The organism is Pseudomonas sp. BIGb0176, assembly GCF_024810175.1.
In the GTDB taxonomy this organism is placed as follows: Bacteria; Pseudomonadota; Gammaproteobacteria; order Pseudomonadales; family Pseudomonadaceae; genus Aquipseudomonas; species Aquipseudomonas protegens.
Map to the genome: position 1 here is coordinate 451,253 of NZ_JANUEC010000004.1, position 23,706 is coordinate 474,958.

At 63.7% G+C, this 23,706-nt stretch carries 20 protein-coding genes and 1 pseudogene; 7 read left to right on the forward strand and 14 right to left on the reverse strand.

Annotated elements, in window-relative coordinates; translation table 11 throughout:
• The first annotated feature begins 180 nt into the window (after nucleotides 1-180).
• Nucleotides 181-1,674, forward strand: coding sequence for a YifB family Mg chelatase-like AAA ATPase (locus M2395_RS25170; protein ID WP_123431106.1), 1,494 nt, complete (start codon nucleotides 181-183; stop codon nucleotides 1,672-1,674).
• Between the two features lie 4 nt (nucleotides 1,675-1,678).
• Here the strand turns inward: M2395_RS25170 and M2395_RS25175 are convergent, their stop codons facing one another.
• Complete coding sequence (locus tag M2395_RS25175; RefSeq protein WP_123431107.1) at nucleotides 1,679-2,893, reverse strand: aldose 1-epimerase family protein; 1,215 nt, start codon at nucleotides 2,891-2,893, stop codon at nucleotides 1,679-1,681.
• A gap of 112 nt (nucleotides 2,894-3,005) precedes the next feature.
• Nucleotides 3,006-3,584, reverse strand: coding sequence for a TetR/AcrR family transcriptional regulator (locus M2395_RS25180; RefSeq protein ID WP_077934948.1), 579 nt, complete (start codon nucleotides 3,582-3,584; stop codon nucleotides 3,006-3,008).
• A 113-nt stretch (nucleotides 3,585-3,697) separates the two neighbouring features.
• Here M2395_RS25180 and M2395_RS25185 point away from each other — a divergent pair, with 113 nt between their 5' ends.
• Entirely contained in the window at nucleotides 3,698-4,624 is a 927-nt protein-coding gene (locus tag M2395_RS25185) for an ABC transporter six-transmembrane domain-containing protein (RefSeq protein WP_169892424.1), read from the forward strand.
• A gap of 3 nt (nucleotides 4,625-4,627) precedes the next feature.
• Here M2395_RS25185 and M2395_RS25190 read toward each other — a convergent pair whose 3' ends face one another.
• From M2395_RS25190 to M2395_RS25200, 4 genes and pseudogenes are all read right to left on the reverse strand, one after another.
• On the reverse strand, nucleotides 4,628-5,596 hold the full coding sequence (locus M2395_RS25190) for a Ca2+-dependent phosphoinositide-specific phospholipase C (RefSeq protein WP_015637460.1): 969 nt from the start codon (nucleotides 5,594-5,596) through the stop codon (nucleotides 4,628-4,630).
• 119 nt (nucleotides 5,597-5,715) lie between these two features.
• The gene (locus M2395_RS31955; RefSeq protein ID WP_373873525.1) at nucleotides 5,716-6,576 is read right to left on the reverse strand and encodes a methyl-accepting chemotaxis protein; all 861 of its coding nucleotides are present in this window, start codon (nucleotides 6,574-6,576) and stop codon (nucleotides 5,716-5,718) included.
• Nucleotides 6,571-7,692: pseudogene (locus M2395_RS31960) on the reverse strand (Cache 3/Cache 2 fusion domain-containing protein); the annotation flags it as partial. The pseudogene M2395_RS31960 and the gene M2395_RS31955, both read right to left, overlap by 6 nt.
• A 192-nt stretch (nucleotides 7,693-7,884) precedes the next feature.
• On the reverse strand, nucleotides 7,885-8,805 hold the full coding sequence (locus M2395_RS25200) for a LysR substrate-binding domain-containing protein (RefSeq protein ID WP_011064199.1): 921 nt from the start codon (nucleotides 8,803-8,805) through the stop codon (nucleotides 7,885-7,887).
• A 150-nt stretch (nucleotides 8,806-8,955) separates the two neighbouring features.
• Here M2395_RS25200 and M2395_RS25205 point away from each other — a divergent pair, with 150 nt between their 5' ends.
• Entirely contained in the window at nucleotides 8,956-10,362 is a 1,407-nt protein-coding gene (locus M2395_RS25205; protein WP_011064200.1) for a NorM family multidrug efflux MATE transporter, read from the forward strand.
• Nucleotides 10,363-10,380: 18 nt separating this feature from the next.
• Here the strand turns inward: M2395_RS25205 and M2395_RS25210 are convergent, their stop codons facing one another.
• Nucleotides 10,381-12,054 carry a bifunctional diguanylate cyclase/phosphodiesterase gene (locus M2395_RS25210; protein ID WP_011064201.1) on the reverse strand — a complete coding sequence of 558 codons (1,674 nt, stop codon included), beginning with the start codon at nucleotides 12,052-12,054 and terminating at the stop codon, nucleotides 10,381-10,383.
• A gap of 268 nt (nucleotides 12,055-12,322) precedes the next feature.
• Between M2395_RS25210 and rep the strand changes: the two genes are divergently transcribed.
• Entirely contained in the window at nucleotides 12,323-14,332 is a 2,010-nt protein-coding gene (rep, locus tag M2395_RS25215; RefSeq protein ID WP_011064202.1) for a DNA helicase Rep, read from the forward strand.
• A 56-nt stretch (nucleotides 14,333-14,388) separates the two neighbouring features.
• Nucleotides 14,389-14,961: a xanthine phosphoribosyltransferase gene (locus M2395_RS25220; RefSeq protein ID WP_011064203.1), complete on the forward strand. Its 573-nt coding sequence runs from the start codon at nucleotides 14,389-14,391 to the stop codon at nucleotides 14,959-14,961.
• A 105-nt stretch (nucleotides 14,962-15,066) separates the two neighbouring features.
• On the opposite strand, the gene M2395_RS25225 is transcribed toward M2395_RS25220, so the two are convergent.
• The 6 genes from M2395_RS25225 to dadA all read right to left on the reverse strand — a co-directional run bounded on the left by M2395_RS25225 (nucleotide 15,067) and on the right by dadA (nucleotide 21,205).
• Nucleotides 15,067-16,998, reverse strand: a complete 1,932-nt coding sequence (locus M2395_RS25225; protein ID WP_123431108.1) for an acetyl-CoA hydrolase/transferase C-terminal domain-containing protein — start codon at nucleotides 16,996-16,998, stop codon at nucleotides 15,067-15,069.
• 136 nt (nucleotides 16,999-17,134) lie between these two features.
• A complete protein-coding gene (locus tag M2395_RS25230; RefSeq protein ID WP_011064205.1) occupies nucleotides 17,135-17,551 on the reverse strand; it encodes a cytochrome c5 family protein in 417 nt (138 codons plus the stop codon).
• A 182-nt stretch (nucleotides 17,552-17,733) separates the two neighbouring features.
• Complete coding sequence (locus M2395_RS25235; RefSeq protein ID WP_015637462.1) at nucleotides 17,734-18,282, reverse strand: cupin domain-containing protein; 549 nt, start codon at nucleotides 18,280-18,282, stop codon at nucleotides 17,734-17,736.
• 131 nt (nucleotides 18,283-18,413) lie between these two features.
• Complete coding sequence (gene alr / locus M2395_RS25240; protein ID WP_015637463.1) at nucleotides 18,414-19,487, reverse strand: alanine racemase; 1,074 nt, start codon at nucleotides 19,485-19,487, stop codon at nucleotides 18,414-18,416.
• A 91-nt stretch (nucleotides 19,488-19,578) separates the two neighbouring features.
• Nucleotides 19,579-19,932: a RidA family protein gene (locus tag M2395_RS25245; protein WP_011064208.1), complete on the reverse strand. Its 354-nt coding sequence runs from the start codon at nucleotides 19,930-19,932 to the stop codon at nucleotides 19,579-19,581.
• Nucleotides 19,904-21,205: a D-amino acid dehydrogenase gene (dadA, locus tag M2395_RS25250; protein WP_041120381.1), complete on the reverse strand. Its 1,302-nt coding sequence runs from the start codon at nucleotides 21,203-21,205 to the stop codon at nucleotides 19,904-19,906. The genes M2395_RS25245 and dadA overlap by 29 nt, the downstream gene beginning before the upstream one ends.
• 156 nt (nucleotides 21,206-21,361) lie before the next feature.
• Here dadA and M2395_RS25255 point away from each other — a divergent pair, with 156 nt between their 5' ends.
• Nucleotides 21,362-21,850 (forward strand): Lrp/AsnC ligand binding domain-containing protein, encoded by a 489-nt coding sequence (locus M2395_RS25255; protein ID WP_011064210.1) that lies wholly within the window; start codon nucleotides 21,362-21,364, stop codon nucleotides 21,848-21,850.
• 41 nt (nucleotides 21,851-21,891) lie between these two features.
• Here M2395_RS25255 and M2395_RS25260 read toward each other — a convergent pair whose 3' ends face one another.
• Nucleotides 21,892-22,245 carry a YkgJ family cysteine cluster protein gene (locus M2395_RS25260; protein WP_011064211.1) on the reverse strand — a complete coding sequence of 118 codons (354 nt, stop codon included), beginning with the start codon at nucleotides 22,243-22,245 and terminating at the stop codon, nucleotides 21,892-21,894.
• Nucleotides 22,246-22,393: 148 nt separating this feature from the next.
• Here M2395_RS25260 and M2395_RS25265 point away from each other — a divergent pair, with 148 nt between their 5' ends.
• Nucleotides 22,394-23,686: an FAD-binding oxidoreductase gene (locus M2395_RS25265; protein WP_011064212.1), complete on the forward strand. Its 1,293-nt coding sequence runs from the start codon at nucleotides 22,394-22,396 to the stop codon at nucleotides 23,684-23,686.
• Nucleotides 23,687-23,706 lie beyond the last annotated feature (20 nt).

Genomic DNA, 23,706 nt, shown 5'->3' on the forward strand with positions numbered 1-23,706 from the left:
TCCGGGTTCGCCGGCAGGCCGGCTCCTACAGACCTGTCCTGTAGGAACTGGCTTGCCGGCGAAGGCTCGTGCACCGACGACATATCCTGTGCCCATTCGGGCGCTCCTCTGGCCAGCCCCCTCATCTATCCTTGCAGCACCGCAGGACGCGGTTCCCGCTGTCGCAAGGAAGCTCTCCCCATGTCCCTGGCAATCATCCACAGCCGTGCCCAGGTCGGCGTCCAGGCTCCGGCTGTCAGTGTTGAAGTGCACCTGGCCAACGGCTTGCCGAGCCTGACCCTGGTGGGCCTGCCGGAAGCCGCGGTCAAGGAAAGCAAGGACCGGGTGCGCAGTGCAATCCTCAATGCCGGGTTCAACTTTCCGGCCCGGCGCATCACCCTCAACCTGGCGCCGGCGGACCTGCCCAAGGACGGCGGGCGCTTCGATCTGGCCATCGCCCTGGGCATCCTTGCCGCCAGCGTGCAGGTGCCGGCCCTGGCCCTGGACAACATCGAATGCCTGGGGGAGCTGGCACTCTCCGGCGCGGTGCGCCCGGTACGCGGCGTACTGCCCGCCGCACTGGCGGCACGCGACGCCGGGCATACCCTGCTGGTGCCCCGGGCCAATGCCGAAGAAGCCTGCCTGGCCAGCGGCCTAAAGGTGATCGCGGTGGATCATCTGCTGGAGGCCGTTGCCCATTTCAACGGCCACGCGCCGATTGCGCCCTATGTCAGCGGCGGCCTGGTGCAGAGCCACTTCCCCTACCCCGATCTCAGCGAAGTGCAAGGCCAGCTCGCCGCCAAGCGCGCCCTGCTGATCGCCGCGGCGGGCGCCCACAACCTGTTGTTCAGCGGCCCGCCAGGCACCGGCAAGACCCTGTTGGCCAGCCGCTTGCCCGGCCTGCTGCCACCGCTGCAGGAAGATGAAGCCCTGGAAGTCGCGGCGATCCAGTCGGTGGCCAGCCACAAGCCCCTGCGCTACTGGCCACAGCGGCCGTTTCGCCAGCCCCACCATTCGGCTTCGGGTGCGGCACTGGTCGGAGGCGGCTCGAAACCCCAGCCCGGGGAAATCACCCTGGCCCATCACGGCGTGCTGTTTCTCGATGAACTGCCGGAGTTCGACCGCAAGGTCCTGGAAGTGCTGCGCGAGCCCATGGAGTCCGGGCAGATCGTCATTGCCCGAGCCCGGGACCGGGTGCAGTTCCCGGCACGCTTCCAATTGGTGGCAGCGATGAACCCCTGCCCCTGTGGATATCTTGGCGAGCCCAGCGGACGCTGCCGTTGCACACCGGAGCAGATCCAGCGCTATCGCAACAAGTTATCCGGGCCGCTGCTGGATCGCATCGACCTGCACCTGACCGTGGCCCGCGAAGCCACCGCCCTCAACCCCGAGCCGCAACCGGGCAATGACAGCGCCGCAGCCGCCACCAGGGTCGCCGGGGCCCGCGAGCTGCAACGCGAGCGCCAGGGCTGCGCCAACGCCTTTCTCGACCTGCCCGGCCTGCGTCGCCACTGCAAATTATCCACAACCGACGAGCGCTGGCTGGAAGCGGCCTGCGAACGCCTGGGCCTGTCGTTGCGGGCCGCTCACCGTTTGCTCAAGGTGGCGCGTACCCTGGCGGACCTGGAACAGGCCGCGCGAATCAGCCGCGAGCACCTGGCCGAAGCCCTGCATTACCGGCCCAGCGCCGATTGAAGGTTCATTCCCGGGGCAGGTCTACCAAGGGTGTTGGCCGCACTTCGGTCTGACGCCCATCCTGGATCTGGCTGACACGGCTCAGGGCTTTATCCACCGCGGCTTTATCGGCCAACAGGCTGTAGCGAATCTGGAATTGCCGCTGCTCCTTGGCGCCAATGCTCGGCACTAGATGCAACGGGCGCTGGTAACGGCGGTTGTAGGAAAAGCTGGTGCCCGGTTCCAAACCCGTCACATAACCCTGGCCCTGGGTGTCGGTGTTTTTCCACAGGGAAAACACCGGCAGTTGTCGAGTGTTGAAGCCCAGGGAAACACCCAGGCTCCCGGCCTTGTTATGCAACACCGCCAGGGTCTCGCCCTGAGCGTCGGCGTAGGGCACGAGGTTGTACACGGTTTCGTCGTAGTCGCGGGTCGGGCCGCGATAGGTCTGCCAGTCCGCCAGGTCGGCCCGGGCCTTGTCATTGAACGGCGAAACCTGCTTCACCGGCGCGGCGAACTTCGCCCCCTGCTCCAGGAACGGCGTACTGAAGTTACTGTGGTAGAGCGCCTGGTATTCCTTGGGGTAGTCGCCGTTGTTGGTCAGGGTGTCGTTGAGCGCAAACCGGGTGCTGCCGGGTTCGGTCACCAGTTCGGTGGCGACGCTGAAATCCACTTTCTTGAACGCCTGCTCCTTGAGCTCGCCCCGCAGGTGAATGGCATACGGCGGTTGCTCGTCGATATGCAGCGTGACCTTGCTCGCCGGGATGTTGGCAGCGCGGCCGTGCAGGGTCAGCAGCTCGCCATTGTCCAGGCCCGGGTGCCCGACCCACTCATAGCCACAGCGGGCCACCAGTTCGTTGAAGCCCTCCAGCCAGCCCAGGCCGCCGCGGCCGTTAAGCTCGATGAAGGCCGGGTTGACCACCTCCTTGACCGGCGAATCCCAGCCCAGGCGCACATCGCCCACCGAAGCCTGCAGCACGTTCATGCCCCGGGTCGGCACCACCGAGAGCTGCATCACGCCGTTGTCGATGTCGACGATGCTCACCCCCTCCTGGCGTCCGCCATGCAGGGTGCGCAGGGTCACGGAAAACGGCCGCTCGGTCTTGACCCCCAACTGTTCACTGGTCAGGTGCAGGTTGCGGGGAGCCTTGTCGGTATCGAGCAATACATAGTCCCAGGCCATGGCGTGGGAGGTGGCGGCCAGCGCGCCAAGGGTGACCAGCAGTTTCAGCGGAGTCATGCAGGAGTGCCTTTTTTGGAGTTGTGCGGTTTTTATAGCCCTGAAGAATCGTTTCAGCAAGGCCAAAAACCCCAACTAGCCGGACAAACTCCACTCCGCTGGCCGTTTCCTGTCAGCCCTTGAATCCCAGCAGCAGGCCAGCCACTTCCATGACTTCCTGCAACGCCGCCTGGGCAGCTTCGGGGGAGGCCCGTAGCAACAGGTCATCGGCGTAACCCATGGTCTGGGCGAACAGTTGCCTTGCCGCGCGCTCGGGGCTGGCGCAGCGGAACACCCCCGTGCGGACCCCATCGGCAATGATCGCCGCCAGCATGTCCCGCCACTGGCCGTTGATCCTCAGGTAGGCCTGCGCCAGCTCGGCGTCATGCATGGCTTCGTCCCAAGCATCGAGCCACAGCGCCCAGCCGGCTTCGGCGGAATCGGGCAGGCAGTCACGGAGAAACCCCAGCAAGGCGTCCATGGGCGCGGCACCGCGCAGGGGCTGGCCCACCGCCTCCAGCTGGTCATCGGCAAACCGCACGAAGGCTTCGCGGCGCAGCCCCTTCCAGTCACTGAAGTAGTGATAGACGTGGCTGCGAGACAGCCCCGCATGCTCGGCCAGGTCACGGGTGGAAACCTCGGCGAAACCCTTGCTGCGGAATAATTCCAGGGCCGCCTGGATGATCTGGTCTTTACGGTCGTTACGCGACATGTGCAATCAGGCCTCTTGGCGCCAGGATGGACGGCGCTTGCATTTTGAGCGTTCGCTCAAAGATAATTGAGCAGTCGCTCAATATTAACCGTTATCACTCTTGTGGTGCACTCATGTCCGCCGTCACCCCACTCATCGCCGTGGATCCAACCCAGAAAATCGGCCAGCAGACCGCCAGCCAGACCCTCAAGGCCATTGCCCGGGCCTATCCGGGCAAGCTGTTCGTCACCTTGTCCCTGGTGGCCCTGGAAAACGCCCTGCTGCTGGCCTACCCGCTGTTCGCCGGCTTCGCCGTGGATTCGATCCTGCGGGGCGACGCTGCCCATGCGCTGATCTATGCCCTGGTGGTGCTGGGCTTCTGGGTAGTGGGCGCGGCGCGGCGCGCGGTGGACACCCGTACCTTCACCCGCATCTACGCGGACCTGGCAGTGCCGGTGATTCTCAACCAGCGCCTGCAACAGCAGGACACCTCCACCGCCGCGGCGCGGGTGGTGCTGGCCCGGGAGTTCGTCGACTTCTTCGAAAAGCACGTGCCGACCATCGCCACGGCCCTGGTGTCGATCGTCGGGGCGGCAGTGATGCTGCTGGTGATCGAACCCTGGATCGGCCTCGCCTGCCTCACGGCGCTGTTGCTGTGCATGACCCTGCTGCCACGTTTTGCCCGGCGCAACCAGCAACTGCACGAACGCCTGAATAACCGGCTGGAAAAGGAAATCGGCCTGGTGGCCAGGGTCGGCGCGGTCTCGCTGCAGCGTCACTATCGCCTGCTGTCGCGGCTGCGCATCGGGCTCTCGGATCGGGAAGCCGCGGCCTATCTGTTCCTTGGCGCTGTGGCAGCAGTGCTGTTCGTCATTGCCATCAGCCAGTTGGCGCTGTCGCCCGAGATCAAGGCCGGCCATGTGTATGCGGTGATGACCTACCTGTGGACCTTTGTCAGCAGCGTCGATGAAGCACCGACCATGGTCGATCAGCTGGCGCGCCTGCGGGACATCGGCAAGCGCGTGGACCCGGGGCTCGGTGAACCGACCGAACCCCGGTGAAGCTCAGAACGGCCGGATGCGATAGCCGCCGGCGTTCTGCTCGGCGAACTTGTAGTAGGCCGAGAGGTTGACCTTCTCGCTGATGTGCTGGGCGAACGACACCCCGTCATCGCCCCAGACCCGGCCCACATGGCTGTAGGCAAAGGCCTGGGCCGCCCACTTCTTGTCGCCCTTGGACATGTTGTTCATGGCCACGTAGCCGGACGACTGGCCGGACATGCCACTGACCTTGCCACTGACATCGTTCTGGCCATTGGTCACCGGCGAGATGAACACCTTGGCGCTGGAAGTCCGGGCCTCGGCGTACTGCGAGAGCTTCTGGTTTTCCGAGTGGTTGAGCACCAGCAGGACCTTGCCCTGAAGCTGGCTGGCGGTGGGCCAGGACTTGCCCTTGAGGTTGCCCTGCAAGGCGCCCGCGCTGCTGCCGATGTGCGTGGCCAGGTCCTGGGGGGTATAGAGCTTGCCCTGGAAGACCCGGGTCACCAGCTCATCGAAATCCTTGGGCGTGCGCCCCGAACTTTCCTTCGACCAGCCCTGCTTCTTGTCGAGGATCACCGTGATGGGAAAGTGCCCGGGGTGGTTGTCGCTCCAGTTCTTGACGTCGTTGAGGCAGGCTTCGAGATCGTTCTTGCCGGTGCCATCGCCCGTGCAATTGTTGTCGTTGCCGGACTGGAACAGGGTGCCGGGGTTGTGCCGCACGAACCAGTGCCGGGGCGAGCCGCCGGTCACCGCATCGCGCTGGTCCCAGAAGTCCAGTTCCAGGGTGCGCACACTGTCGAGCACGCTGCTGAAGGTGCTTGCGTATTGCTTCTCGTAGCAGTTGTGACAGGCCACCTGGGCGATGCCGTTGAACGGGGTATTCCAGGTAGCCGGGGCGATGAACGCCGGGCTTTCCTGGCTGAACGCCGCCGGGCTGAGCAAGAGTGCCGACAGCGCCAGGGCGCGGGGGACGAAACGGGAAAGATGAGTCATGCCAGCTCCTGCTGAAAGGGAGGTCCTTGGGGCAAACCACTGCTCATCTGTTTTAGTCGAATCAGGCCTCATTGCAACTTTCGCCCCCCAACCCGGATTGAGGGGCGAGGCGGCAGCCGTCAGCGGAAGCGATCGACTTCCTGGCGCAGGTCCGCGGCCAGGGTTTCCAGCTCACGGGCAGTGACCGCCAGGTTGGACACCACTTCACGCTGCTCGCTGTTGGCCTGGGCAATGCTCTGCAGATTGCTGCTGAGTACCGTGGCGGTGCTGCTCTGCTCCTGGGTCGCGGTGGTGATGGCGGCAAACTGCTCGCCGGCGCTGCGGCTCTGCTCGTCGATCAGGGCCAGGGCCGAGGCCACGTCGGCGTTGCGCGACAGGCCTTCCTGCATCAGGCGGTTGCCCTGCTCCATGGTCTGGATGGCGTGGCCGGTTTCCTGCTGGATGCTGTTGATCATCTGGGAAATTTCATCCGTGGCTTCACGGGTACGCGAGGCCAGGTTGCGTACCTCATCCGCCACCACGGCAAAACCGCGGCCCTGCTCACCGGCCCGGGCGGCCTCGATAGCGGCATTCAGGGCCAGCAGGTTGGTCTGGTCGGCAATCGCGGTGATCACTCCGACAATTCCGCCGATCTCCTGGGAGCGCTGGCCCAGGGTGTTGATCACCGTGGCCGTGCTGTTGAGGGCTCCGGCGATCTGTTCCAGGGAAGACGAGGCCTCTTGCATGGAGGTGCGGCCAATATGGGTCTGCTGGGCGTTTTCCTGGGCCAGGCGCTGGGTACTGCCCATGTTGTCGGCGATGTTCAGCGAGGTGGCGCTGAACTCCTCCACCGCCCCGGCCATGCTGGTGATCTCGCCGGACTGCTGCTCCATGCCTTCATATGCACCGCTGGACAAGCCGGACAGCACCTGGGCCCGGCCGTTGACCTCGGCGGCAGAGCGGCGGATGTGCTCGACCATGGTCGACAGGGCTTCGCCCATCTGGTTGAAGCTGCGGGCCAACTGGCCGATTTCGTCATGGCTGGCAACGTTCAGCCGTGCGCTCAGGTCACCGCCGCCCAGGGCCTGGGCCTGGCGCACCAGGTCGCTCAGCGGTGCCAGCTTGCTGCGCAGCAGCCAGACCGTAGCGCCCACCGCCAGCAGCATGGCCAGCAGGCTGCCGATCACCAGCCGAATACCAACGCTCCAGGTCACCGCGCGGATCTCTGCCTTGGGCATGCTCGCCACCACCGACCAGGGGCCCCCCTCGAACGGCACTGCCAGGCTGTAGAAGTCTTCGCCCTGATCACTCCAGAAACGCCCCTTGCCCGGCTCCTTGGCCGCTTGCGCCATGACCTGCGCCGCCTGCTCCGGCGCCTGCACGCCGGCCGGTGGCACCAGCCACTTGTTCTGCTCGTCGAGCAGGGCCAGGGAGCCGCTCTGGCCGATGCGGAAGCGCTTGAGGTTGGCGAACTGGGCATTTTGCGCATCGGTGTAATCGAAGCCGACAAACAGCACCGCGATGACCTTGCCGCTGCGGTCCAGCACCGGGGTGTACTGGGTCATGTAGAAGCGTTCGAAGAGCAAGGCCCGGCCCACATAACCCTGGCCCGCCATGAGTTTCTGATAGGCCGGGTGGGCATGGTCGAGCAAGGTGCCGATGGCGCGGCTGCCATCCTGCTTGCTCAGGGAGGTACTGACCCGCACGAAGTCATCGCCACTGCGCACGAACAAGGTCGCCACACCGGCGGTCATCTGCTTGAACTGGTCGACTTCGGCGAAGTTGTTGTTCAGCACCACATCCCCCAGGTGCAATCCCGGGGTCTGCACCCCGGCCACGCTCACCGGTTGTTCCGGATGCAGGCTCAGGCCGCTGCTGAAGCGGTTTTCGAACAGGCCGCTGAGGCGCTGGGTGCTCTCGCGCAGGCTGCCGTGGAACGTGTTGAGCTGATCGGCCAGCAGGCGGGCTTCACTGGCCAGGTGTTCCTCTCGGGTGTCGAGGTTCGCCGAGTCCAGCGAACGCAAGGCGAACAGGGTGCTGCCGCTGATCACCAGGGCGAGTATCAAGGCAAGGGCGAGCCCTAGCTGAGAGGCTATGCGGGCACGGGGTTGGGACATGATGGCTCCTTGCCGAGAAGGCGGATCATCCTGATCGGTCAGCACCCTCGGCAGTCATAATTCTAAGATTTTTAATCAGTTAGGACCTTCCTGAACGCTGGTTCCATAACCCATGGATTCGGCGGCACAAGCCAATACTTGAGCGCTTTGCAGGGATATTTGCACGCCCCACCAGCCGGGTACTGCAACGTTTCAGCCCAGGCGCTCTACGGCGGGCAGTTGCATGGCCTGGACCTCGCCCTGAAGGAAGTCGCTGAGGCGCCGCAAACGCTCGCCTCCGGGCCGGGTCCTGGGCCACACCAGATAGTAGTTCAGGCCACTGGCCACCGCTGTCGGCCAGGGCAGGCTCAAGCGACCCTGGGCCACATCCTCGGCCACCATCAGCAAGTCCCCCATGGACACGCCGTAACCCCGCGCGGCGGCAATCATCCCCAGCTCCAGGGTGTCGAACACCTGCCCGCCCTTGAGGGACACCTGGTCGGTCAGGCCCATGTGCTCCAGCCAACTGCGCCAGTCGCGGCGGTCCGGGGTCGGGTGCAACAGCTCGGTGGCGGCCAGGCGCGCCACGTCCCAGGGCTGATCATTGAGCAGGTTCGGCGCGCCCACCGGAATCAGCAGTTCGGGAAACAGGTAGCTGGCCTCCCAGTCCGGGGGGAAGTGGCCATTGCTCAGCAGCACCGCGCAGTCGAAGGGCTCCTGGTTGAAGTCCACCGAGTCCACATCCATCCAGGCACTGGTGAGCTGCACCTCATTGCCCGGCTGCAAATGGCGGAAGCGGCTGAGTCGCGCCAACAGCCAGCGCATGGTCAGGGTCGAGGGCGCCTTCATGCGCAAGATGTCATCTTCGGCACGCAGGGTATTGCAGGCCCGTTCCAGGGCACCGAAGCCCTCGCGTATCCCCGGCAGCAGCAAGCGCGCCGCCTCGGTCAGTTGCAAGTTGCGCCCGCTGCGCTGGAACAGCCGGCAAGCGAAGTGATCCTCCAGGGTCCGGATATGCCGGCTGACCGCACTCTGGGTGATCGACAGCTCTTCGGCTGCCCGGGTGAACGAGCTGTGCCGGGCCGCTGCCTCGAAGGCGCGCAGGGCATACAGCGGAGGAAGACGACGGGACATGCAGGCACTCCAGGACGGGACAGGGCCACGCTACCAGAAAGTGCTTCGCATGAGTTTTAATCATGCCAGCAATCGTTTTTATCCCTTTGTGCTATGGGCCAAGAGCGCCGAGAATCAGCGCTCTCCCGGACTTTCTCCTGATCGAGCCTGATGACCATGCAGCATCCAGCACGTACCGAACTCTGGGCCATCCTGCGGCTGGCGGGGCCGCTGATCGCCTCGCAGCTGGCGCACATGCTGATGGTCCTCACCGACACCCTGATGATGGCCCGCCTGAGCCCCGAGGCCCTGGCCGGCGGCGGCCTGGGTGCGGCCAGCTACTCCTTCGTATCAATCTTCTGCATCGGCGTGATTGCCGCGGTGGGCACGCTGGTAGCGATCCGCCAGGGCGCTGGCGACATCGAGGGCGCCGCGCGCCTGACCCAGGCCGGGCTCTGGCTGGCCTGGCTGATGGCCCTGGTGGCCGGCCTGCTGCTGTGGAACCTCAAGCCGCTGCTGTTGCTGTTCGGCCAGACCGAAAGCAACGTCCACGCCGCCGGCCAGTTCCTGCTGATCCTGCCGTTCGCCCTGCCCGGCTACCTGAGTTTCATGGCCCTGCGCGGCTTCACCAGCGCCATCGGCCGGGCCACGCCGGTGATGGTCATCAGCCTGGGCGGCACCGTGGCCAACTTCCTCCTCAACTACGCGCTGATCACCGGCATGTTCGGCCTGCCGAAGCTCGGCCTGGTGGGCATTGGCCTGGTGACCGCCATCGTCGCCAACTGCATGGCCGTGGCCCTGGCCTGGCACATCAAGCGCCACCCGGCCTACGCCGCGTACCCTCTGCGCCAGGGCCTGTCCCGGCTGAACACCCATTACCTGCGGGAACTGTGGCGCCTGGGCCTGCCCATCGGCGGCACCTACGCGGTGGAAGTCGGGCTGTTTGCCTTCGCCGCCCTGTGCATGGGCACCATGGGCAGCACGCAACTGGCAGCGCACCAGATCGCCCTGCAGATCGTCTCGGTGGCGTTCATGGTGCCGGCGGGGATTTCCTACGCCATCACCATGCGCATCGGCCAGCATTACGGCGCCGGGCAATTGCTCGATGCACGATTGGCCGGGCGCGTGGGCATCGCCTTTGGCGCGGTGGCGATGCTGGGGTTCGCCATGATCTTCTGGCTGCTGCCCAACCAACTGATCGGGCTGTTCCTCGACCACAACGACCCGGCCTTCGCCGAGGTGATCCGGCTGGCCGTGAGCCTGCTGGCGGTGGCCGCCTGGTTCGAGCTGTTCGACGGCACCCAGACCATTGCCATGGGCGCGATCCGGGGCCTCAAGGATGCCAAGACTACCTTCCTGGTGGGCCTGGGCTGCTACTGGCTGATTGGCGCACCTTCGGCCTGGCTGATGGCCTTCACCCTGGGCTGGGGGCCGACCGGTGTCTGGTGGGGCCTGGCCCTGGGGCTGGCGTGTGCGGCCATCAGCCTGACCCTGGCATTCGAGTGGCGAATGCGCCGCATGATCCGGCGCGAGCCGCCCGTGCCGGCCATGACTCTCCAGGCCGGCCAGGCGGATTGAGCCCGAACCGACGCCGGTTTAAACCGTCCCTTCCTGCAGCGCCTGCTGGCTGCTGCCGAAGGTCAGATAGTCCATCAGTTCCGCCAGGGGCAGCGGCTTGCTGATCAGATAGCCCTGGGCCTGGTCGCAACCAAAGCCCCGCAGCAAGGCCAGCTGTTCCGCCGTCTCCACGCCTTCGGCCACCACATTCAGGTTCAGGTTATGGGCCAGGTTGATCATGGCGTGGACCAGCTTGCGGTTCTCTTCGCGCTGCTCCATGCCGCCGACAAAGCTCTTGTCCACCTTGAGCAGGGTAATGGGCAGGCTGTTGAGGTGGACGAAGGAAGAGAAGCCGGTACCGAAATCGTCCAGGGAGAAACGCACTCCCAGGCGACCCAGGGCATCCATGGTCTGCTTCACCAGGTCACTGCGGCGCATCACTGCGGTCTCGGTCAATTCGAATTCCAGCCACTGGGCCTCGACTCCGCGCTCGGCAATCAGGCGGCTCAGGGTCGAGAGCAGTTGGCTGTCCTGGAACTGGCGGAACGACAGGTTCACCGCCATGTGCAAGGGCGGCAGGCCGCGTTCGCGCAGGGCCTGCATGTCCCGCAGGGCTCGGGAAATCACCCAGTAGCCCAGGGGCACGATCAGCCCGCTCTGCTCGGCCAGGGGCACGAACTCGCTGGGCGGCAGCAGGCCGCGCTCGCCATGGCGCCAGCGCACCAGGGCTTCGAGGCCCACGATCTTGCCGTCATGCAGGTTCAGCCGGGGCTGGTAGTGCAACTCCAGTTCGTCGCGGCGCAGGGCACGGCGCAGTTCGCTTTCCAGGTCGGCCAGGCTGCGAGCGTTGCGATTGATCCGCTCGTTGAAGATATGAAAGGTGCAGCCCTGGGTACTCTTGGCCTGTTGCATGGCGATGTGTGCATGCCACATCAGCGGGTCGGCGCCGGCATTGGCCCGGGCATGGGCAATCCCCAGGCTGCAGCCGATCAGCAAGCTTTCGCCATCGACCCAATAGGGCTCGGCCATGGCTTCGGTGATGCGCTCGGCCATCCACTCGGCCCGCTGTGGGGCGCGGCGGGTGTCGATGAGCAAGGCAAACTCATCACTGCCCAGGCGGGCCAGTTGATCGCCGGCCTCAAGCTGGCTTTTCAGGCGCGAGACCACCTGCAGGATCAGCCGGTCGCCGGCCTGGTGGCCCAGGGCATCGTTGGCGTGGCGGAAATTGTCCAGATCGAGATGGCCCAGGGCCAGGCCACGACCTTCGTTTTCCGCCAGGCGCGCGGCCAGCAAGGTCTGGAACCCCTGGCGGTTGGCGATGCCGGTCAGGGGGTCCTGTTCGGCCAGGCGCTGCAGGGTGTTTTCCAGCAGGCCGCGCTCACGTACATGGCGCAGGCAACGGCGCAGGGCATCGGTACTCAGGCAGGAACTCACCAGCCAGTCGCTGACGCCTACAGGGGCTACGGGCGGTTCCTGGTCCAGCAGCAACACGGTGGGCAGGCTGCAACGCCCGGGGCCGGGCTGCAAATGAGGAAGTGTCAACAGGACCGCGTTGCGGTCGTCTTCAAACAAACGGCTGACAGACTCCCAGCTGGGAGCACTGATCAATACCACCGAGTCTCCCAACGGAGCGACACACTCGCGCAACAACGCTGTCCACACCGGCTCTTCAGCCAGTAGCAGCAAACGCAAGGGTTCGACAGGCTTAGACAAGCTAGCTCCCTAGACTCTGCAAATTAAGTTGGCGGCGGGCATTATGGCGCGCAAATAAACAATAACAATTGATATTGATTATCATACGCAATTTCTTGTACCGCTCTAACTCGAACATTAGACGCATATTCAGCGCGCATCCTGAGGGAAAGTATCAAAACCGGCAAATTTAGATCGCGTTGTGCGTCACAAGTCGGACAGAGGCAGCAGAATCCGTCCAGCCTGTTAAAATGCCCGCCCTTTTCGTAACCGATCCCTTTTTACCGTCATGTCCCGACTCAATCCCCGGCAGCAAGAAGCCGTGAACTATGTCGGCGGCCCTCTTTTGGTGCTCGCCGGCGCAGGCTCCGGCAAGACCAGCGTGATCACCCGCAAGATCGCGCACCTGATCCAGAATTGCGGCATCCGCGCCCAGTACATTGTCGCCATGACCTTTACCAACAAGGCCGCGCGGGAAATGAAGGAGCGGGTCGGCACCCTGCTGCGCAGTGGCGAAGGCCGTGGCCTGACGGTCTCGACCTTCCACAACCTGGGCCTGAACATCATCCGCAAGGAACATGTGCGGCTGGGCTACAAGCCGGGCTTCTCGATCTTTGACGAGACCGACGTCAAGGCCCTGATGACCGACATCATGCAGAAGGAGTATTCCGGGGACGACGGCGTCGACGAGATCAAGAACATGATCGGCTCGTGGAAGAACGACCTGATCCTGCCCGCCGAGGCCCTGGAAAACGCCCGCAACCCCAAGGAACAGACCGCCGCCATCGTCTACACCCACTACCAGCGCACGCTCAAGGCGTTCAACGCAGTGGACTTCGACGACCTGATCCTGCTGCCGGTGAAGCTGTTCGAAGAGCACGCCGACATCCTGGAGAAATGGCAGAACAAGGTGCGCTACCTGCTGGTGGACGAATACCAGGACACCAACGCCAGCCAGTACCTGCTGGTGAAGATGCTGATCGGCAAGCGCAACCAGTTCACCGTGGTGGGCGACGATGACCAGTCGATCTACGCCTGGCGCGGCGCACGCCCGGAAAACCTGATGCTGCTCAAGGACGACTACCCGTCCCTGAAAGTGGTGATGCTGGAGCAGAACTACCGCTCCACCAGCCGTATCCTGCGCTGCGCCAACGTGCTGATCTCCAACAACCCCCACGAATTCGAAAAGCAGCTGTGGAGCGAGATGGGCCACGGCGACGAGATCCGCGTGATCCGCTGCCGCAACGAAGATGCCGAGGCCGAACGGGTGGCCATGGAAATCCTCAGCCTGCACCTGCGCACCGACCGCCCCTACAGCGACTTCGCCATTCTTTACCGGGGCAACTACCAGGCCAAGCTGATCGAACTGAAGCTGCAGCACCACCAGGTGCCCTATCGCCTGTCCGGCGGTAACAGCTTCTTCGGACGCCAGGAAGTAAAGGATCTGATGGCCTACTTCCGCCTGATCGTGAACCCGGATGACGACAACGCCTTCCTCCGGGTGATCAACGTGCCGCGCCGGGAAATCGGCTCCACGACCCTGGAAAAACTCGGCAACTACGCCACCGAACGCAAGATCTCGATGTACGCCGCCACCGACGAAATCGGCCTGGGCGAACATCTGGACAGCCGTTTCACCGACCGCCTGGCGCGCTTCAAGCGCTTCATGGACCGGGTCCGCGAACAGTGCGCCGGCGAAGACCCGATTTCCGCCCTGCGCAGCATGGTCATGGACATCGACTACGAGAACTGGCTGCGCACCAACAGCTCCAGCGACAAGGCGGCGGACTACCGGATGGGCAACGTCTGGTTCCTGATCGAGGCCTTGAAGAACACCCTGGAAAAAGACGAAGACGGCGAGATGACCGTCGAAGACGCCATCGGCAAGCTGGTCCTGCGCGACATGCTGGAACGTCAGCAGGAAGAGGAAGACGGCGCCGAGGGCGTGCAGATGATGACCTTGCATGCCTCCAAGGGTCTGGAATTTCCCTACGTGTTCATCATGGGCATGGAAGAGGAAATCCTCCCGCACCGCTCCAGTATCGAAGCCGATACCATCGAGGAAGAACGGCGCCTGGCCTACGTGGGCATTACCCGCGCGCGTCAGACCCTGGCCTTTACCTTTGCAGCCAAGCGCAAGCAGTACGGTGAAATCATCGACTGCGCGCCGAGCCGTTTCCTCGATGAGCTGCCCCCGGACGATCTGGCCTGGGAAGGCAACGACGACACCCCGACCGAAGTGAAGGCCGTTCGCGGCAATAGCGCCTTGGCGGATATACGCGCGATGTTAAAGCGTTAAAATCGACTATTTTTTAACAGACCTTTGGCCCAGACGTGGCCAGTAGAGGAAGCTCCGTGGAAGCACTGCACAAGAAAATTCGCGAAGAAGGCATCGTGCTTTCCGATCAAGTACTGAAGGTCGACGCCTTTCTGAACCATCAGATCGACCCGCAGTTGATGAAGTTGATCGGCGACGAATTCGCCACGCTGTTCAAGGATTCGGGCATCACCAAGATCGTCACCATCGAAGCCTCAGGGATAGCCCCGGCGATCATGACCGGTCTGAACCTGGGCGTGCCGGTGATCTTCGCCCGCAAGCACCAGTCCCTGACCCTGACCGAGAACCTGCTGTCGGCCACCGTGTACTCCTTCACCAAGCAGGTGGAAAGCACCGTCGCCATTTCCCCGCGGCACCTGACCAGCAGCGACCGCGTGCTGATCATCGACGACTTCCTGGCCAACGGTAAGGCGTCCCAGGCACTGATCTCGATCATCAAGCAGGCCGGCGCCACCGTGGCCGGCCTGGGCATCGTCATCGAGAAGTCGTTCCAGGGCGGCCGTGCCGAACTGGACTCCCAGGGCTACCGCGTGGAATCCCTGGCCCGGGTCAAATCCCTGGCCGGCGGCGTGGTCACCTTCATCGAGTAACCCCGCCCGCCAGAGCAACAGACTTGTGTAGGAACTGGCTTGCCAGCGAAGACGCCCTTGAGAGCAGCGCAAGACTTGAAGGCCCATTCGCCGGCAAGCCGTCTCCTACGACAAGTTGGGGGCCGTGGCCTGCAGACCCGCCAGCAGGAACCGCTGGTACAGGTCTTCACGCAGGCCTTCGGGTTTCTCCAGCCCCATGCGTTCCAAGTGCTCGGCAAACGCCGCGGGCTCCGGTGCGTCGAGTGCCGCCTTGCCCAGCTCGAGGATCTCGCTGAGCTTGAACTTGCTCTTGAGCCAGTTCAGCGCCCGCAGCAGATCGCGCTCCTGGGCGCTGAAATCACTGCCCAGCGGATACTCCGGGAACAGGTGGCGATGACGCGCCTGAATGTTCTGCAAACGCTGTGGGCTGTTGTCGGCAAAACGCGGCTCCAGACGAAAGTCCTTCGCCAGCTTGCCGGCTTTCTGTGCCTGCTCGATCAATCCGGCCTGGAAGCGTGAATCGCTGATATTGAGCAACGCCTCGATCACCTTGGCGTCCGTCTTGCCCCGCAGATCGGCGATGCCGTACTCGGTGATCACGATGTCCCGCAGGTGACGGGGGATGGTGCAGTGGCCGTATTCCCAGACAATGTTGGAGCTCACTTCCCCCGCCGACTCGCGCCAGCTGCGCAGGATCAGCACCGAGCGGGCATCCGCCAGGGCATGGCCCTGGGCGACGAAGTTGTATTGCCCGCCCACCCCGCTCAGCACGCGCCCGCCCTGCAACTGGTCGGACACCGCCGCACCCATCAGGGTCATGGTGAAGGCGCTGTTGATAAAGCGCGCATCCCGGCGTTGCAGACGCTTGAGCTCCTCATGGCCATACAGCTCGTTGATGTAGCTGATGGCGGTCATGTTGAACTGCGCCAGCCTGCTCTTGGGCAGCTCCCGCAGGCGCTGATAGAAGCTGCGCGGGCCAAGGAAGAAACCGCCATGGATCGAGACCCCGCCGACAGCCGAATCCGGATCCAGGGTGCCGGCATTGGCTTGCTCTTGCAGCGCCACCGTCGGGTACACCTTGCGCCGCACGATGCCCGCGTCGGCCAGGGCCAGCAGGCCGTTGACGAACATTTCGCTGCAGCCGTAGAGCCCCTGGGCAAAGGGCTCGACACCCCCTTCGCGATCGATCAGCGGCTGCCAGTAATCCACCTGCAGGTCTGCCAGCAGTGCGCGGTAGCCCTCGTTGTCCGCCTGCCGTGCGAGCAAGGCCGCGGTCAGCGCATCGCCCATGGAGCCAATGCCGATCTGCAGGGTGCCGCCGTCGCGCACCAAGGTGCTGGCGTGCAGGCCTATGCAATGATCCTGGATGCCCACGGGCATGTTCGGTGTGGAGAACAACGTACTGCGTTCCTCTTCGTCGATCAGCAGGTCGAGGTCCGCGGCATCGATTTCCGAGTCCCCCGGCATATAGGGCAGGTCGCTGTGGACCTGGCCGAGGATCAGGATGGTTTCCCCCTGCGCCCGGCGCTTGGCAATCATCGGCAACATGTCGAGGGTGATGTCCGGGTTGCAGCTCAGGCTCAGGCGTCCCGCGTCTTGCGGGTCCCTGGCCAGCAGTTGCGCCACCAGGTTCAGACCGGCTGCGTTGATGTCCCGGGCGGCATGGCTGTAGTTGCTGCTGACGTAGTCCTGCTGCGCCGGGGCACTGTGCAGGAGGCTGCCGGGCTGCATGAAGAACTGCTTGACGCGAATGTTCGCCGGCAGGCTGTCGCGATGCAGGTCAGCGAGAAAATCCAGCTCCGGGTAGTCACCGAATACCCGTTCGACGAAGGGTTCGAGAAAGCGCTTCTGCAAACCGTCGCCCAGGGCCGGCCGGCCCAGGCTCAAAGCGGTGTAGATGGTCAGCTGGCGTTCCGGCATCCCGGCGATGCGCCGGTACAGGGCATTGGCGAAACGATTGGGTTTACCCAGCCCCAGGGGCATGCCCATGTGAATGTGTTGCGGCAAACGCGCGAGCACTTCATCCACCGCATGCTCGATAGAACAGGATTGCAGCATCTGACCCTCCGGGGACCGTCCATGAATTGAGGTTGGACCGAGCTTGCCGGGAGTTTGCTGCATTGACCAGTACACAGGGCAAATTACGCCCACAAAAAAGCCGCTCGTAAGCGGCTTTTTCGCTGAAGATGGCGGCTTATTTCAGGCCGGACATCTTCTGGATTGCACCTTTGAGCTCGTCATCGGAGCAATCGGCGCAAGTGCCTTTAGGCGGCATTGCGTTGATCCCGGTGATGGCCTTGGCCAGGATGCCGTCGAGGCCGCCCTGGTGATCGGCGCGCTCTTTCCAGGCTGCGGTGTCACCGATTTTCGGTGCGCCCAACAGGCCGGTGCCGTGGCAAGCGTTGCAGTGCTTGGCGATCACGTCATCCGGGGATTTCGCGCCACCGCCACCGCCCGCAGAGGCGGCCACTTCCATACCCTTGCATTCCTGCCCCTGGACGCAGACCTGGCCGACAGGCTCAAGACGCTTGGCAATATCATCATTAGTCGCAGCTTGAGCGCTGACTGCCCAAAGGGCCAATACGGTTGCTGGTGCGGCCAGCATTTTCATAATTAGGTTCACGCGTACACCCTCAATGGTGGCTAGTCACGCCTGCGGCCACGGTTTCGCAGGCGGGCGAAAGTATAACGGTTAGCCCGCCACACTGAAACAACCCCAAAGTCGAAGGGGTCTTATTCGCGGCAAAATGTCGCTGGGGGCCTCTCTGCAAGCCTTGCAGGACGCCTCTTGATCTAGAAGTTCGCTGGAGTGGCTGCGCTGATTAGCCGCGCCGGAACATCGAACGGATTACGGAAACGGTGCGGCTTCGTACTCTCAAAGTAGTAGCTATCGCCGGCTTCGAGGACAAATGTTTCAAGCCCTACCACCAGTTCCAGGCGCCCCTCGAGGAGAATCCCGGTTTCCTCGCCGTCATGGGTGAGCATCTCTTCACCGGTATCGGCACCCGGCGGGTAGATCTCGTTGAGGAAGGCAATGGCGCGGCTCGGATGAGCCCGGCCCACCAGCTTCATGGTCACCGCACCATCGGAGATATCGATCAGTTCGTGGGCCTTGTAGACGATCTGAGAAGGCGTTTCCTGGAGAATTTCCTCGGAAAAGAACTCCACCATGGACATGGGAATGCCGCCCAGCACCTTGCGCAGCGAGCTGATCGAGGGGCTGACGCTGTTCTTTTCGATCATTGAAATGGTGCTATTGGTGACGCCCGCACGCTTGGCGAGTTCACGCTGGGAAAGACCTTTCAGTTTACGGATGGATTGCAGTCGTTCACCGACGTCCAATGCGGCAGCCTCCTAGGCGGGAATCAGGCGTTGTTGTAATTGAGCGTTATCATGGCGACAGCGTTCAGTATTTACAACACTTGCTCCCGATTCCCCCCGGGAAGGCGACTTTCGGTACAGCCCACGGAATCTCAGCCTTCGCAGTACACCAACGGCACCCGGCGCAGGTTGCAGAACAGCTGATAAGGGATGGTATCGGCGGCCTGCGCAACATCGCTGGCGAGGATGTTCTTGCCCCACAACTCCACGGTCGAACCAAGACCGGCCTGGGGCACGTCCGTCAGGTCGACACACAGCATGTCCATGGACACCCGGCCCAGCAGGCGGCTGCGCTGGCCGGCCACCAGTACCGGCGTACCAGTAGGCGCATGGCGCGGATAACCGTCGGCATACCCCATGGCCACCACGCCAATGCGCATTGGCCTGTCGGTGATGAACCTGGCGCCGTAGCCCACCGGCTCGCCGGCCGGCAGTTCACGCACGCAGATCACCTTGGACTCCAGGGTCATTACCGGCTGCAAGCGCGCGGCCACTGAGTTGTTTTCTTCGAACGGCGTCGAACCGTAGAGCATGATGCCCGGGCGCACCCAATCGCTAGGTACGCTGGGCCAGCCCATGACCGCCGGCGAATTGCGCAGGCTGATTTCCGCTCCGAGGCCCTGGCGAGCCGCTTCGAATACCGCCACCTGCTCGCTGCTACGCGGGCAGTCCAGTTCATCGGCGCGGGCAAAGTGGCTCATCAGCACGATCTTCTCGACCTTGCCGCTGGCCTGCAGGCGCTGATACGCCGCCTGGTAATCCTTGGGATGCAGGCCGACCCGGTGCATGCCCGAGTCCAGCTTGAGCCAGACCGTCAGTGGCTTGGCCACGGCCGCCTGCTCGATGGCTTCGAGTTGCCACAGCGAATGCACCACGCACCAGAAATCATGCTCGACGATCAGCGCCAGCTCGGATGCTTCGAAAAAACCTTCCAGCAGCAGCACCGGCGCACGAATGCCCGCGGCGCGCAGCTCCAGGGCTTCTTCGATGCAGGCCACGGCGAAACCGTCGGCCTCGCCTTCCAGTGCCTGGGCGCAGCGCACCGCGCCATGGCCGTAGGCATCGGCCTTGATCACCGCGAGAGCACGAACTCCCGAGGTTTCACGGGCCAGTTGGTAGTTGTGACGCAGGGCTTGGAGATCGATCAGGGCACGGGCAGGGCGCATGGCGGCAGACTTCTAGGCGGTCATGGGGAATAAAAAACCGGTGCTGGATAACGGCGAGCCGCCACCGGCACCGGGAGAGGGATCTTGTCGCTTAAGGCAGAGCGGCCACTACGGACAGCTCGACCAGGATTTCCGGTTCGCACAGCTTGGCTTCGACCGTGGCCCGGGCCGGCGCCACGCCTTTTGGCAGCCACTGGTCCCAGACACTGTTCATGCCAGCGAAGTGGGCATCGATGTCCTTCAGGTAGATGGTCACCGACAGCAGCTTGCTCTTGTCGGTACCGGCCAGATCCAGCAGGCGTTCGATGTTGGCCAGGGTCTCGCGGGTCTGCTGTTCGATCCCGGCCTGCATGTCATCACCGACTTGCCCGGACAGATACACCGTACCGCCGTGGACAACAATCTGGCTCATGCGCTCATTGGTGAGCTGGCGCTGGATTGACATGTTTAGCTGACTCCTGAGGGTTACCGTAACGGGAAATATCGAGGCCTTCGGCGCTGATCTGCGGCTTTTTCTTGGCCATCAGGTCCGCCAGCAGGCGACCGGAACCGCAAGCCATGGTCCAGCCGAGCGTACCGTGGCCGGTGTTCAAGAACAGGTTGCGCAACGGCGTGGCGCCCACAATCGGCGTGCCATCCGGGGTAGTGGGACGCAGCCCGGTCCAGAAACTGGCCTGGGACAGGTCGCCGCCCTGAGGATAGAGATCGTTGACGATCATCTCCAGCGTTTCACGCCGGCGCGGATTGAGCGAGAGGTCAAAACCGGCTATCTCAGCCATGCCGCCGACCCGGATCCGGTTGTCGAAACGGGTGATCGCGACCTTGTAGGTTTCGTCGAGGATGGTGGAAGTCGGGGCCATGGCCGGGTTGGTGATCGGCACGGTCAGGGAGTAACCCTTGAGCGGGTACACCGGCGCCTTGATGCCCAGCGGCTTGAGCAATTGCGGCGAGTAGCTGCCCAGGGCCAGCACGTAGCGGTCGGCGGTTTCCAGCTTGCCGTCGATCCACACGCCGTTGATCCGGTCACCGGCAAAGTCGATGCGCTGGATGTCCTGGCCGAAGCGGAATTCCACACCCAGCTTGCTGGCCATTTCCGCCAGGCGCGTGGTGAAGATCTGGCAGTCGCCAGTCTGGTCGTTGGGCAGGCGCAGGGCACCGGCGAGGATGTCAGTGACGTTGGCCAGGGCCGGCTCGACCCGGGCGATGCCTTCGCGGTCCAGCAGTTCGAACGGCACGCCGGATTCCTTGAGCACGGCGATGTCTTTCGCCGCACCGTCCAGCTGCGCCTGGGTTCGGAACAGCTGGGTAGTGCCCAGGCTGCGGCCTTCGTAGGCAATGCCGGTTTCCGCTCGCAACTCGTCGAGGCAGTCACGGCTGTATTCGGACAGGCGCACCATGCGTTCCTTGTTCACCGCATAGCGGCTGGCGGTGCAGTTGCGCAGCATCTGTGCCATCCACAGGTACTGGTCGATGTCGGCCGTGGCCTTGATCGCCAGTGGCGCGTGGCGCTGCAGCAGCCATTTGATGGCTTTGAGCGGTACACCCGGAGCGGCCCAGGGCGACGCATAGCCAGGCGAGACCTGGCCGGCGTTGGCGAAGCTGGTTTCCATGGCGGCGGCCGGCTGACGGTCCACTACGGTCACTTCAAATCCGGCTCGAGCCAGATAATAGGCACTGGTGGTTCCGATAACGCCACTGCCCAAGACCAGAACGCGCATTTTCATATCCTCATCGCGGCTTGACCGCTGACGTTTGTTATTCAGAGCAAAGATGGGCGCAGTGTAAGAAACATTGAGCAGTGATTTTCACTATATAACCGCCTATATTTGGCGAGAATTCTCGGCGATATTGCTTTTCACGGAGGGGCATCCCCTATGCGCACCAACCATCAGACCCGTCGGGCCCTGGACAAGATCGATCGCAATATCTTGCGGATACTCCAGGCCGACGGACGCATTTCCTTCACCGAGCTGGGGGAGCGAGTGGGCCTCTCCACCACCCCCTGCACCGAGCGCGTGCGCCGCCTGGAGCGCGAAGGGATCATCATGGGCTACAACGCGCGGCTCAATCCGCAGCACCTCAAGGGCAGCCTGCTGGTGTTCGTCGAGATCAGCCTGGACTACAAGTCCGGCGATACCTTCGAGGAGTTTCGCCGGGCGGTGCTGAAGCTGCCCCACGTGCTGGAGTGCCACCTGGTGTCCGGCGACTTCGACTATCTGGTCAAGGCGCGGATCTCGGAAATGGCGTCCTACCGCAAGTTGCTGGGGGACATCCTGCTCAAGCTGCCCCACGTGCGCGAGTCCAAGAGCTACATCGTCATGGAAGAAGTGAAGGAGAGCCTGAGCCTGCCGATTCCGGATTGAAGCGAGAGGGTGCAGCCTTCCGGCAAGCCGGGGGCGCGGGGCTAGACCAGGACCTGGCGAGTGCTGGCCATGTAGTCGTGGATCTGTTTTTCGACCCGGGGGTGGATCATCTCCACCGGGCGCCGGCCGTTGGGGCAAGGCAGGCTCGGCGTGGTGCCGAACAGGCGGCAGATCAGCGGACGCTCGTCATACACGGTGCAACCGTTGGGCCCCAGGTGCACGCAGTTGAGCTCGTCCATGGCAGCTTCCTGCTCGGCAGCGGTCTTGCGCGGCAGGCGGGACATTTCCTCCGGCGAGGTGGTCACCGGGCCGCAGCAGTCGTGGCAGCCGGGAACGCACTCGAAAGAGGGAATCTGCTGACGCAGGCTGCGGACGATTTGACGGTTACAGCTCATGAAAAAGACTACCGGGGCATGAATAGCCGTGAATTCTGCCCTAAATGCCTGGCGGCAGACAGGACCGGGCGTCCTGCGGTTGCCCCGGCGCAAAGGCCCGACTTATGCTCCGCGCATTTTTACCGACACCATCATCAGGACGCATCCCATGCCCGCCAGCCTTCAGCACGCCGCTTCCTACTATGCCGCCAGCAGCCTGCCGCAACCTGACTACCCAGCGTTGGCGGGCGATCTGACAGCCGATGTGTGCGTGGTCGGGGGCGGTTTTTCCGGGCTCAACACCGCGCTGGAACTGGCCGAGCGTGGCCTCAGCGTGGTCCTGCTGGAGGCGCACAAGATCGGCTGGGGCGCCAGCGGGCGCAATGGCGGGCAGTTGATTCGCGGCGTCGGCCACGGCCTCGACCAGTTCACCAAGGTGATAGGCGAGGACGGAGTGCGGCAGATGAAGCTCATGGGGCTGGAGGCGGTGGAGATCGTCCGCCAACGCATCGAGCGTTTCCAGATCCCTTGCGACCTGACCTGGGGCTACTGCGACCTGGCCAACAAGCCGGCCGACCTTGCCGGCTTCGCCGAAGACGCCGAGGAACTGCGCAGCCTCGGCTATCGCCACCAGACCCGGCTGCTGCAGGCCGATGAAATGCACAGCGTGGTGGGTTCCAAGCGCTATGTTGGCGGCTTGATCGACATGGGTTCGGGCCACCTGCACCCGCTGAACCTGGCCCTGGGCGAAGCCCGGGCGGCGCAGCAACTGGGGGTGCAACTGTTCGAGCACTCTGCGGTGACCCGCATCGACTACGGCCCCGAGGTCAAGGTCCACAGCAGTCGCGGCACCGTCCGGGCCAAGACCCTGGTACTGGGCTGCAACGCCTACCTCAACGATCTCAATCCGGAGTTGGGGGGCAAGGTGCTTCCGGCCGGCAGCTACATCATCGCCACCGAACCCTTGAGCCCGGCCCTGGCCCAGGAACTGCTGCCGCAGAACATGGCGGTCTGCGACCAACGCGTGGCCCTGGACTACTACCGCCTTTCGGCTGACCGGCGCCTGCTGTTCGGGGGTGCCTGTCATTATTCGGGCCGTGACCCCAAGGACATCGCCGCCTACATGCGGCCGAAGATGCTGGAAGTGTTCCCGCAACTGGCCGCAGTGAAGATCGACTACCAGTGGGGCGGCATGATCGGCATCGGCGCCAACCGCCTGCCGCAGATCGGCCGGCTCAAGGACCAGCCCAATGTGTATTACGCCCAGGCCTATTCGGGCCACGGCCTGAATGCCACGCACCTGGCGGGCAAGCTGCTGGGCGAGGCCATCAGCGGCCAGCACGGCGGCGGTTTCGACCTCTTCGCCAAGGTGCCGCACATCACTTTCCCGGGCGGCAAGCATCTGCGCTCGCCGCTGCTGGCCCTGGGCATGCTCTGGCACCGCTTGAAGGAACTGCTCTGACCCTCCCCGTGGCTGCGCGG

Excerpts from the sequence above, each read along its gene's own strand:
- M2395_RS25170 (WP_123431106.1), top strand. The coding sequence starts at position 181 with ATGTCCCTGGCAATCATCCACAGCCGTGCCCAGGTCGGCGTCCAGGCT.
- M2395_RS25175 (WP_123431107.1), bottom strand. The coding sequence starts at position 2,893 with ATGACTCCGCTGAAACTGCTGGTCACCCTTGGCGCGCTGGCCGCCACC.
- M2395_RS25180 (WP_077934948.1), bottom strand. The coding sequence starts at position 3,584 with ATGTCGCGTAACGACCGTAAAGACCAGATCATCCAGGCGGCCCTGGAA.
- M2395_RS25185 (WP_169892424.1), top strand. The coding sequence starts at position 3,698 with ATGTCCGCCGTCACCCCACTCATCGCCGTGGATCCAACCCAGAAAATC.
- M2395_RS25190 (WP_015637460.1), bottom strand. The coding sequence starts at position 5,596 with ATGACTCATCTTTCCCGTTTCGTCCCCCGCGCCCTGGCGCTGTCGGCA.
- M2395_RS31955 (WP_373873525.1), bottom strand. The coding sequence starts at position 6,576 with ATGGGCGAAGCCCTGTCGACCATGGTCGAGCACATCCGCCGCTCTGCC.
- M2395_RS25200 (WP_011064199.1), bottom strand. The coding sequence starts at position 8,805 with ATGTCCCGTCGTCTTCCTCCGCTGTATGCCCTGCGCGCCTTCGAGGCA.
- M2395_RS25205 (WP_011064200.1), top strand. The coding sequence starts at position 8,956 with ATGACCATGCAGCATCCAGCACGTACCGAACTCTGGGCCATCCTGCGG.
- rep (WP_011064202.1), top strand. The coding sequence starts at position 12,323 with ATGTCCCGACTCAATCCCCGGCAGCAAGAAGCCGTGAACTATGTCGGC.
- M2395_RS25225 (WP_123431108.1), bottom strand. The coding sequence starts at position 16,998 with ATGCTGCAATCCTGTTCTATCGAGCATGCGGTGGATGAAGTGCTCGCG.
- M2395_RS25230 (WP_011064205.1), bottom strand. The coding sequence starts at position 17,551 with ATGAAAATGCTGGCCGCACCAGCAACCGTATTGGCCCTTTGGGCAGTC.
- alr (WP_015637463.1), bottom strand. The coding sequence starts at position 19,487 with ATGCGCCCTGCCCGTGCCCTGATCGATCTCCAAGCCCTGCGTCACAAC.
- M2395_RS25245 (WP_011064208.1), bottom strand. The coding sequence starts at position 19,932 with ATGTCAATCCAGCGCCAGCTCACCAATGAGCGCATGAGCCAGATTGTT.
- dadA (WP_041120381.1), bottom strand. The coding sequence starts at position 21,205 with ATGCGCGTTCTGGTCTTGGGCAGTGGCGTTATCGGAACCACCAGTGCC.
- M2395_RS25255 (WP_011064210.1), top strand. The coding sequence starts at position 21,362 with ATGCGCACCAACCATCAGACCCGTCGGGCCCTGGACAAGATCGATCGC.
- M2395_RS25260 (WP_011064211.1), bottom strand. The coding sequence starts at position 22,245 with ATGAGCTGTAACCGTCAAATCGTCCGCAGCCTGCGTCAGCAGATTCCC.
- M2395_RS25265 (WP_011064212.1), top strand. The coding sequence starts at position 22,394 with ATGCCCGCCAGCCTTCAGCACGCCGCTTCCTACTATGCCGCCAGCAGC.